We start from the raw sequence: 10,565 nt of genomic DNA, 5'->3' as shown, positions 1-10,565 counted from the left end.
GCTATCATCCGGCGCTTTAAAATCCGCCAGCCCAAATAACGGCTTAACCCCCAGGAGAGCCAGTCCAGAATACTGTTCAGGAAAGGAAGAAATCCCCAGAAAAACAGCCAGGTAATATTTGTTTGATTGACACTACCTGTTATAATGACTTTGAGGGCTACGGCTCCGGCTCCGGCTACGGCTCCGGCTACGGCTCCGGCTACGGCTCCGGCTCCTAATACAACCAAGATTCCAGTCTCTACCAGAAAATCAAGAAAACGATCATATATTTTGTTTTCCAATCGGCTTAAAAGTCTGCGGATAATGCTTTTAACTTTATCCTCTTTTAAAAAGGTATAAAATAAAGCCCATGATGAAAATGCAACTACAGCGACGATGAATGTTCTTTTCCATCCAGGAACTCCAGGCTCAAAAAAATCAACTCCGCCCATCTCACCGCTACCCCCGAAAAGCCAGCCCAGCAGGAACATCCAGATGCTGTAAGCAAAGGAAATAGTGAGGCAAACTCCGAGAGCCTGGAGTGAAAGAAATCCAGGTCCAAACAGCTTTCTCAGCATTCTCAAACCGTAAATCAGGATTTTCAGATAGGTGGTTTTAAAGATGGGGCGTTTGAGAGCCTTCAAGTAGCGTTCACGGTCGGCTTCGGTCTCTTTCAGGTTTTCCCGATAGTGACTGAATATCACACGAGAAAATCCGGCGATTGCGCACAAATAGACAATAATTTTAAGACTGTGCTCCCAATCCGTACCAGATGCCATTGCACCCACCCCACGCTCAAAATAAGACGAAATTAATAACCTCTATCAACTTAATCCAAAACAGAGCCAACGGGTAGGTTTGAAAAGGCTTGGAGATCATACGCCCGTTGGTTGGCTGCCCATCAACCCCACGCCATCCTGCGAGGCTTTCACCGGGCTTCCAATCATGGCTTCTCAACTTGGATGATGGAGATGGAAAATGGGCCTACCCTGATGCTCAGCATGGTTGATTCCATTACCAGGAAAAACCGTAGGGTGGGCACCGCTTTTGTGCCCACCAAATCCTTCAGAAAAAGTATGGATCACAAAATATTCAACCATATAAAGAATCCATGAGCTTGTGGTGGGCACAAAAAAATGTGCCCACCCTACAAAATCTGTGGCAACCTGTTGTTTTTATGGTCAAATGGATCTCTTTGCATAGCGCTTTTCAGAGTGCACCCCTCTTGATTGGAACGATGATGTCACCGGTTTTTGGATGGAAAATATGAACAACGAAATGCACGTTACGTATCGCGTTGTTTTTGGTGGCGGTGGCGGCTGACATGAGCGGGAGGGAAAAGGGCTATGCCAGCCTGGGAAAATGGAGTCAAAACCCGCTTGCTTCAGCCTGAATAACCTGTTACGTATTCCGAAACAGCTGCCATTGGGGAGCATTCCCAGATCCAAAGAGAGACCGTGTTCAATCAACCGCTCCATTCCAACTCCTACCTCCCCAAGCTCGCCAAAACCAGCTCCAGAGTGGCGGGAAGGGTGCTGAAAATACCACATTTGAATGTATCGAATACCACATGTCGCGTTACGTAACGCGTTATGATTAAAACATGAAGGCCCCGCAGATACAGGACCAACCACCATGATTGCTTCGTTCAAGGATAAACGCACCGCCCAATTCGCAGCCGGAATAAGAGATCAATCCTCCGACCAGGAGCTTACCCGGCAAGCCCAAAGATGCTTGCTGGTGTTGGAGTGCTCCGAAACCCTCGACGATCTCAAAGGATTGCCATCCAAAGGTTTCAGAACCTTGATCGGCAAACGAACCGGGCAGTATAGCATTCGCATCAACAACCAATGGCGCATCTGCTTTACCTATAAAAATGGGGAGGCCCACCATGTCGAAATTGCCAAAAACCAACAATAAACCCCTCGTCCAACTACCCCTCACCCACCCTGGGGAAGTTTTGGCCGAAGAGATGACCACCCTCTCCCTCTCAGCCAACGCCCTGGCCAGAGATCTCGACGTCCCCCCCAACCGGATCAGCGAAATCCTCAAGGGTCGGCGCGCCGTAACAGCGGATACCGCCCTACGCCTCGCCCGCTATTTTAAAACATCCGCCAAATTTTGGATGAACCTGCAAACCAACCACGACCTGGCACAGGCCGAGCAGGAAAATGGGCTGAAAATCAAAGAGCGGGTGCGTGTTCCCTCTTGAATTGATTGGCATCGGGAAGGGCAACAACCGTTGGGTCATCTATAGCCATTTGAATCAAAAATCGGATATAGGCCGTTGTGCTTTTGCTGATAGGGGGTAGGGCATAACTCTCCCTTTCCCCTATCCAGCCAGAGAAGAGTGCCCCATTTTTAGATCGGTTTGCTTATCGTTTTGGAATCAAAAAAAAGCAGCCTGGGAACAGACGCCCCGGAAGGGATAAACGCCCGCTAAATCAGGAAGGGGAGATCGGCTGCGGAGAGCTTTTTGCCGAGGGTGGAGTCAACCCGGGAGAGAACCACCTGAGGGACAAACGGCTTGGGGATATAATCCACAGCACCCAAGGCAAAGCCCTTTTGGGAATCTTCAGTGGCGTTGCGGGTGGTGATGAAAATCACCGGGATGTCTTTGGTGGCGTGGTCCGACTTCAACCTTTTGCACACCTCAAAGCCATCCATGCCCGGCATGACAATATCCAGCAAAATCAGATTGACCGGCATGGCCGCGACAATCTTGAGGGCGTCCTGGCCATTTGTGGCGACGGACAGCTTGTATTGGCCATCCAGAATCGCCTGGAGGGTTTTGATGTTGCCGGGGATGTCATCGACGATCAAAATTCGCTGTTTTTCAAGCCCATTGGTCATGTCACATGGTCCTCTGGGAAAATATTTTTTTCATCCGGCCACCCAATCAGAAGGAATCTGGAACCTCTTCAAAAATATCCAGACACGTTCAAGCGTTCAATCAACGCAACCCAACAGGCTTTTCGGAGCAGGATTCCCAGATCGTTGCCTCTGGTCGCGCCCTTGCACCCAATCGTGGGTCTTCAAAATCAATCAAGCATGGCCCCTGAATAAAAACAACGGCATGTAGAAGAGTCTGCCGAATCATCCTGGCAGAACTTTAACCAATTTTTCGGACGCAATCATCCTTAAATTTGAACAAGCTCCTTCAGGGTATAAAATGAAGCCATCTTATTTGTTTAGATGAGAATCATTAAGAAAAATTCAGGGTCATCTCCTTTTGTCAGGATGTTTAAAAATAACAAGGGCCTGGGATTCTTGCAGGGCATGATTTCAGGAGGTGGGAGGCGCTTTTTGGGCGACCTCCACCCGGTTGCGACCGTTTTGCTTGGCCTGGTAGAGAGCGACATCAGCGGCTTTAAGAAGCTGGGGAATGGTCTGCCATTGGCTGCTGGGCAGGGCGCTGGCGCCAAAGCTCGCAGTCACCGAAAGGGTCTTTTTGCGGGTTTTAAAGCGAAGCCGGGAAATCGCCCCCCGGATTTTATCAGCGGTTTGGATGGCCGCTTCCAGAGAGGTGCCGGGGAGAATCAGGGCAAACTCCTCGCCCCCATAGCGAGCCAAAAAATCGGACTGACGCAGCAACCCCTTGGCCTTCGCCGCCACCTGCACCAACACCTTATCCCCTACCGGGTGGCCATAGTCGTCGTTCACCCGCTTGAAGTGATCCAGATCAAAGAGAATAAAAGTCAGGGGGAGATGATAACGACGGCTCCGGGCAAACTCCCGATTCATCACCTGATCCAAAGCCCGACGGTTGGGAATTTTGGTCAGAGGATCAGTCAGGCTTTCCGCCTTCACCTCATCCAACTCCTCCTGCATCTCCTCCATGCGCCGTTCCGCATCGCTCAATCGCTCCTGACTCTCTTGCAGTTGGTTCTGGATCTTTTGGGAGTGGTCCTTCAAATCCTGGGCTTCGTGGATCAGATGCGCCCGCAGGGTTTCCAAATCAGTCAGGCTCTTGCTCCGGTGCAGCCGTCCAATGGCTCCCCCCAAGCGGGAATCGGTCTCCCCGCTGGTCTCCCGCATCTCCCGGATGTGCCCCGCAAGCTCGGTGACCAGAGCCAAAAAGGCGGTCTGCTCCCTCTCCCAGGCGCGGCGGATTTCCGGTCCCTGGTCGGTGACTTTGGTGCAAAAACGGGCAACCTGTTCGATAAACGCAGCCTGGGATTCGCTCTCCAGCTGGTTTAGCAACTGTTGGGCTTCTGCCTCAAGCCAGGGGGCGCCTTCTCCTAAGATGCGAATATTTTCTATCAGCCGGGGGATCAAGGGGGCGGTGGAATCCTCTGTAGCCGAACTGGAGCCCTTGGTCGTATCGGAGTCGGACTCCTTGCCCAGCTCCAACTCCCTAAGCCAGGCCGCCAGGGTGCGTAACTCTCCCAGGGCTTGGTCGAATCCTTTGTTATCAAGCCCTTTTTTATGGATTTTTCGGGCCAGATCTTCAACCCGTGCCTTTTTCTTGGTATCCTGCTCCAGAAGCGGTTTGACACAGAGGGTCAGGGTCTTGATGGAAAACTGGGAGAGGCGCTCCCGCTCATCCGTCGGGCTCTCCTGGATGGCTTTCTTGAACAGCGCCTCCCGAACCGCCTTGCGGGCTTGCTCCCGGTCTTGGCTTTTGCCGTCGATAAAATCGAGGGCCGCCTGAAGGGAAAGTTTGTCTTTCATGATCCATCACCTTCTGTCGAAACCTGAAAGAGAAGCGTCTGATCGGGAATGGAAAAGCGTCTGATCGGTAGCCAGTTGGCTGATTCTAAAGCGTCTCTTTCATTTATTCGCCGATAATCTTCACCAGCACCCGCTTTTTGCGGCGGCCATCAAACTCGCCATAAAATATCTGCTCCCAGGTGCCAAAATCCAGAGCGCCACCGCTCACCGCCACCACCACTTCCCGCCCCATCACCTGGCGCTTGAGGTGCGCATCGGCATTATCTTCACCGGTATCGTTGTGGCGATATTGGCCGATAGGGGCGTGGGGAGCGAGGGCTTCCAGCCATTTTTCATAATCCTGATGCAAGCCGTGCTCATCGTCGTTGATAAAAACCGAAGCGGTGATGTGCATGGCATTCACCAGTAAAAGCCCCTCCTGAATGCCGCTCTCCTTGAGACAGTTGTCCACCTCGCCGGTGATGTTGATGAAGGCACGCCGTCCGGGCGTGAAAAAGCTCAACTCTTTTCGATAGCTTTTCATGATAAAAAGATCCCTCAAAACAAGAAAAATGGTGTTGACGATGGATGTCGTGGCTCGAAAAAGCCTCTAATGTTTCAAAGGTGGCCTCTCAGCCATGAGCTTTCTTTTTGCAGCCAGGAGCAGGCAATCAAGAGGGCTCTTCCACCCGATCAAAATTGTGCAAGGTTAAGATTCTCATGTTACCATACAGGTTGTCGAAGGTATCCTGATTGGTTCCAACCCCGCCGCATTTTTGCTGGCAGTATCAGTCGCTTGGAGGCTTTTTCGCAATGCATCGCGCCATCCTTTACGTGGTTTTTGCCATCCTTTTTGGCTTTCAAAACATCGCCTTTGCCGGGAGCATCCCCATCCGGGATCGCTATCATCGGGACCACCGCATCACCCCCAAGATGCTTTTTAACGAAACCTGGCGATTCAACCAAAAAAAGGATACTCCCCCCGAAGAGAGCGCCAAAGGGTATCTGCGTGCCAATTACAATCGTTTTGGTATCGCTTCCGACCTCGGCAACATTGAACTCGACCACATTCGCAAAAGTTTGACCGGAACCCACGTCCACTTCCGGCAGAATATCGACGGCATCCCGGTACAGGGGGGAGAAATTGTCGTTTCGCTGCGGAAAGATGGAAATGGTATTCTCAAGGTATTCAACAACATATACCCAAAAACCAAGCCTATTCCCAGTCAAAAAAACCAAATTGACAAAGAGGCCGCTCTGGATGAAGCCTGGAACAATCTATCGAGTCACGGCGAGTTGCAGGATTTGCCGGTGGGGGAGTTGGTCTATCTCCCCCAGGGGGATTCATTTCGCCTGATCTATCAAACCCAGATCAACATGCAGCCTCCCCATGGTCACTGGCGCCATCGAATCGATGCAGCCACCGGGGATATTGTTGAGGTGAAAAACACCCTGATCAAGCGAATCAAACAGGCTGCCAAAAAATCCCCTGAGAAGGCTGAAAAAGCCAAAAACGCGATCGACACCCCAGCTTTGAGCCGCCAACAAGCCACCGAGCGTTTTTTGGAGTCCCAGGAACAAAAAAAAAGCAAGCAATCAAGTGTGACCACGGACACCGCTGACGGAACCGCTCTGGTCTTCGACCCTGACCCCCGCACCACCTTGATGGATGCCTTCCTGGAGGATGAATCGGATGATTCGGATTTTGACGGGGCCTATTATACCCGTACCCTGAAGGATTTGACGGTTGTGGATGGTGTCTACACTCTGACTGGCCCCTGGGTGGAGATTACCCATTTTTCCACCCCGAGCTTCCAGCCCAGCACCACCACCGACGGCAACTGGACCGCTACCCGGGGGGACAATGCCTTCAACGATGCCATGACCTATTTTCACCTGGATCAAAACCAGCGCTACATCCAATCTCTGGGGTTTACCGGTGATACAGGTATCATTGAGCGTGCTATTGAGGTAGATGCCAATGGTGCCGGCGGGCAAGACAATTCGTGGTATGATGAAGGTCGGTTGGTGTTTGGTCACGGCTGTGTCGATGACAATGAAGATGCCGATGTGATTTTACATGAATATGGCCACGCCATTCAGGATGACATTAACCCCAATTGGGATGATGGCGTCGATACCGGTGCCATGGGGGAGGGGTTTGGGGATTATTGGGCTGGCTCCTACTCTCTCTCTACCGTCAATGGTGATGCCTTCTATCCCGAATGGATATTCAGCTGGGACGGCCATAATGATTGCTGGAGTGGCCGTTATATGAATCGGCTGGCTTTTCAATATGATGCCAGCCTCACTTACACCGCCCATGATAATATCGATGGCTACAAGTCGGATGAATTGTGGGGCACGCCGCTGTTTCAGGCACTGCTGGATTTGTTAGATCAGGGAGAGACCCGGGAAGAGGTGGATCAGATTGTTCTGGAATCCCATTTTGGCCTGGGATCGGGGCTCACCATGCCGGATATGGCCGAAGCGACCGTCGCAGCCGCCCAGAACCTCTATCCCGACGGACCCCACGCCCAGGTCTTTCTGGATTCATTCTCCCGCCACAACATCTATGGCGAGGCCACCGCAGAGCCGGAAGATACCTACGAGTCCAACAATAGCTCCTCAGAGGCCAATGAGATTACTTCCGGGGAAACTCAGATTCACAGCATCGATCCCAGTGATGATGTCGATTGGTCCACTTTTACCCTGACTGAAGCTTCAGCCATCGCCCTTTCCACCTCGGGCGCCAGTGGGGATAGTCGGCTGTGGCTTTATGACAGTGATCTCAACGAGGTGGGCTATAACGATGATATCGATGGTGGTAATACCGATTTTTCCTACCTGACCTATAGCTGCACTGAGGCTCTGGCAGCAGGCACCTATTATGTGAAGGTGGATGAATATGAAAACAACAATACCATCGATCTCTACTATCTTTCTCTCTCCACCGCCTCCTGTGACTCCGATGGAGATGGTGTGCTCAATACTGAAGATGCCTTTCCGGATGATCCCGATGAAACCGTTGATAGCGACAGCGACGGGGTGGGGAACAATGCCGATACCGACGATGACAATGACGGTATGTCGGATAGCTGGGAAGAGACCTACGGCCTGGACACGCTGGACGCTTCTGATGCCTCCAGCGACCTGGATGGGGATGGCATCACCAACCTGACTGAATATACCAACGGCACCTCGGCTGACGGCTCCACCTTCCTGGATGTGCCCATCACCCGTTGGGGCTACAGCTTTATCGAAACTCTGGTGGAAAATGGTATCACCAGCGGCTGTGATTCCAGCAACTATTGTCCGGACAATACCTTGCAACGCTCGGAAATGGCGATCTTCCTGCTTCGATCCCAATATGGTTCCGATTATTCCCCAGCAGCGGGGACGGGCACAGTTTTTGACGATGTTTCAAGCAGTTATTGGGCGGGAAGTTATGTTGAAAGGCTGGCTGAGCTGGGTATCACCAGCGGTTGTGATGACGACAACTTTTGCCCGAGTCGAGAGATTACTCGTTCGGAGATGGCGATCTTTTTGCTCCGGACCAAATATGGTTCCAGCTATCAACCCCCAGCCGCGACGGGCACGGTTTTTGGGGATATTTCCGCTGATTATTGGGCAGCCGGCTTCATTGAGCAACTCGATGCGGAAGGTTTTTCCGACAACACCGTCGAATCAAGTGCGGATTGTGAAGCGGGTGATTTTTGTCCCAGTCTGACCATCAACCGGGCGGAAATGGCGGTCTTTTTGGTGCAGACTTTTGGCCTGGAGTGATTGCCGGAATCATTGTCGGAACAACTGGGAACTTGAAGCGGGGACACAATAAACCAGATGATTTAAATAAAAAAAAGCAGGTAGAGCGGGGTGGCTCTACCTGCTTTGGTGTTTTATTGGCTGGCGGACTAGGACTCGAACCTAGACTGGCGGAACCAGAATCCGCTGTCCTACCATTAGACGATCCGCCAATAAAGCGGAACAGAACCTAACCTCTGCCCGGTTTGGATGTCAAGAGTCGATGGGATTATCCAAGCCTTTACCTGAGATTTGGCTGATTCCTTTGACAAAAGATCCACTCAGCTGGCAGCTTCATGGAAATGAGCCAGGCCCGCTTTCAGGCGTTGCAGGCTTTTTTCCCGGCCCAAAAGCAGCAATACATCGTGGATTCCTGGTGAAACAGGCCCCCCGGTGAGGGCGATGCGCACGGGTTGGGCGAGTTTGCCCACCTTGATGCCAGCCTCTGCCAACACCTGGTCAAAGGCGGCTTGCAAATTATCCTCGCTCCATCTTTCCAGGGCTTCAAGACCCTCCACCAACCGCCCAAGGGGGGGAAGGATAGCTGCTTTACAGTGTTTTTTAACCGCTTTTTCTTGGAAGGATGTGACCTCATCGACGAATAGAAAAAGGCTTTTTTCAGCCATTTCCACCAAGGTTTTGGCCCGTTCCCGAAGCAGGGGGACGAAAGCCTCCACCAGCTGGGGGTCAGGATTGGAGATACCCATCTTTTCCAGATGAGGAATCACCTCAGTAGCCAGGCGTTGGGTGGGGCATTGGCGAATGTGATGACCATTTAACCATTCGAGTTTTTCCCGATTGAAAATGGCTGCCGAGCGACCAACATTCTGGACGTCAAAGTGTTCGATCATCTCCGCTGAGGAAAAAATCTCCTGCTCCCCATGGGACCACCCCAGCCGAACCAGATAGTTGTTGACCGCCTCGGGCAAAAAGCCTTCATCCCGATATTGCAATACCGACACCGCCCCATGGCGTTTGGATAGCTTGCCGCCATCAGAGCCATGGAGCAGGGGCATGTGGGCAAAAATGGGCACGGGCCAATCAAGGGCTTCATAGAGATGAATCTGCCGGGGGGTGTTGGAGGTGTGATCCTCTCCCCGGATGACGTGGGTGATGCCCAGGGCGTGGTCGTCGGTCACCACCGCCAGATTGTAGGTAGGGGAGCCATCGGAGCGCACCAGAATAAGATCATCAAGCTCCTCATTGGGAAATTCAATACGCCCCTGAATTTGATCATCCCACCCCACTTTACCCTCCTGGGGAGTTTTGAAGCGGACAACATAGGGGAGCAGGGGGGTGTCGGTGCGTTTGGCACAACGGCCATCGTAGCGGGGTTTTTCCTTGCGTTCCCGCTGAAGAGCACGCATATCGTCCAGCTCTTCCCGGGTGCAGTAACAGCGATAGGCCTTGTCTGATTCCAACAGATGTTCGGCTGCAGCCAAGTGCAAAGAGGTGTTTTCGGATTGAAACACCGGGCCTTCATCGGCATCGAGGCCCAGCCACTTGAGGCCTTCGATGATCACCTCTACCGCTTCCCGGGAGGAGCGTTCCCGGTCGGTGTCTTCGATGCGGAGGATCCACTTTCCACCGCTGTGGCGGGCTTGCAGGTGGCAAAAAAGGGCGGTACGGGCCCCGCCGATATGGAGAAAACCGGTGGGGGATGGGGCAAATCGCGTGCGCATGGTCATTTTGGTTGCTGACTTCCTTGGAAAAAGGGCCGGGCTCGGTTAAAAGACCATTTACACGATAACGTCACAAAACGCCAATCTCTTCAATGACTGATTTTCTGATCAGAGCTTTCCCAGGGAGTGATTTTGAGAGGTTTGGAGATAGATGTATTCAAAACCGCAAGCCGTGTGATCCTCTTTGAAAACAGGGGGCCATTTACCTGGGAACCAAGGCATTAAGCCAGAGAAAACCTTAACCTGCCAGTCGAATGGTACGGTTTTCCTGCCGACTCTGATGGATGGGGGTGAAGGAGAACTCACAATCTTCATGAAATGTTGGGTTCAAGGACTGGCGTTGGGGGTGGGCTTGATTTAGTATCTCCTGATATAGCTTTGCACCGTTTTTGTTTCTTGATCGTTTCTCGTATCTTTTCACCAATCGCCGGAAAGGAGCCGCCCGCC

At 52.1% G+C, this 10,565-nt stretch carries 8 protein-coding genes and 1 tRNA gene; 3 read left to right on the top strand and 6 right to left on the bottom strand.

Annotated elements, in window-relative coordinates; genetic code table 11:
- A partial coding sequence (locus HQL52_15745; protein ID MBF0370902.1) for a hypothetical protein occupies positions 1-758 on the bottom strand: 758 nt, incomplete at its 3' end.
- 856 nt (positions 759-1,614) lie between these two features.
- Here HQL52_15745 and HQL52_15740 point away from each other — a divergent pair.
- Together HQL52_15740 and HQL52_15735 are read left to right on the top strand one after the other, a co-directional pair.
- The gene (locus HQL52_15740) at positions 1,615-1,899 is read left to right on the top strand and encodes a type II toxin-antitoxin system RelE/ParE family toxin (protein ID MBF0370901.1); all 285 of its coding nucleotides are present in this window, start codon (positions 1,615-1,617) and stop codon (positions 1,897-1,899) included.
- Positions 1,871-2,191, top strand: coding sequence for a HigA family addiction module antidote protein (locus tag HQL52_15735; GenBank protein ID MBF0370900.1), 321 nt, complete (start codon positions 1,871-1,873; stop codon positions 2,189-2,191). Before HQL52_15740 ends, HQL52_15735 begins: the two co-directional genes overlap by 29 nt.
- Positions 2,192-2,418: 227 nt before the next feature.
- Here the strand turns inward: HQL52_15735 and HQL52_15730 are convergent, their stop codons facing one another.
- From HQL52_15730 to HQL52_15720, 3 genes are all read right to left on the bottom strand, one after another.
- Positions 2,419-2,832: a response regulator gene (locus HQL52_15730; GenBank protein ID MBF0370899.1), complete on the bottom strand. Its 414-nt coding sequence runs from the start codon at positions 2,830-2,832 to the stop codon at positions 2,419-2,421.
- Between the two features lie 432 nt (positions 2,833-3,264).
- Entirely contained in the window at positions 3,265-4,653 is a 1,389-nt protein-coding gene (locus HQL52_15725) for a GGDEF domain-containing protein (GenBank protein ID MBF0370898.1), read from the bottom strand.
- Positions 4,654-4,756: 103 nt separating this feature from the next.
- Complete coding sequence (locus tag HQL52_15720) at positions 4,757-5,176, bottom strand: YjbQ family protein (protein ID MBF0370897.1); 420 nt, start codon at positions 5,174-5,176, stop codon at positions 4,757-4,759.
- Between the two features lie 269 nt (positions 5,177-5,445).
- Between HQL52_15720 and HQL52_15715 the strand changes: the two genes are divergently transcribed.
- Positions 5,446-8,418 carry an S-layer homology domain-containing protein gene (locus tag HQL52_15715; protein ID MBF0370896.1) on the top strand — a complete coding sequence of 991 codons (2,973 nt, stop codon included), beginning with the start codon at positions 5,446-5,448 and terminating at the stop codon, positions 8,416-8,418.
- Positions 8,419-8,535: 117 nt separating this feature from the next.
- On the opposite strand, the gene HQL52_15710 is transcribed toward HQL52_15715, so the two are convergent.
- A tRNA-Gln gene (locus tag HQL52_15710) sits at positions 8,536-8,609 on the bottom strand.
- Between the two features lie 108 nt (positions 8,610-8,717).
- Complete coding sequence (gltX, locus tag HQL52_15705) at positions 8,718-10,124, bottom strand: glutamate--tRNA ligase (protein ID MBF0370895.1); 1,407 nt, start codon at positions 10,122-10,124, stop codon at positions 8,718-8,720.
- Positions 10,125-10,565 lie beyond the last annotated feature (441 nt).

The organism is Magnetococcales bacterium, assembly GCA_015232395.1.
GTDB lineage: Bacteria > Pseudomonadota > Magnetococcia > Magnetococcales > JADFZT01 > JADFZT01.
Note: the sequence above shows the minus strand (reverse complement) of the source record. Positions and strands in the feature narration are given on the sequence as shown.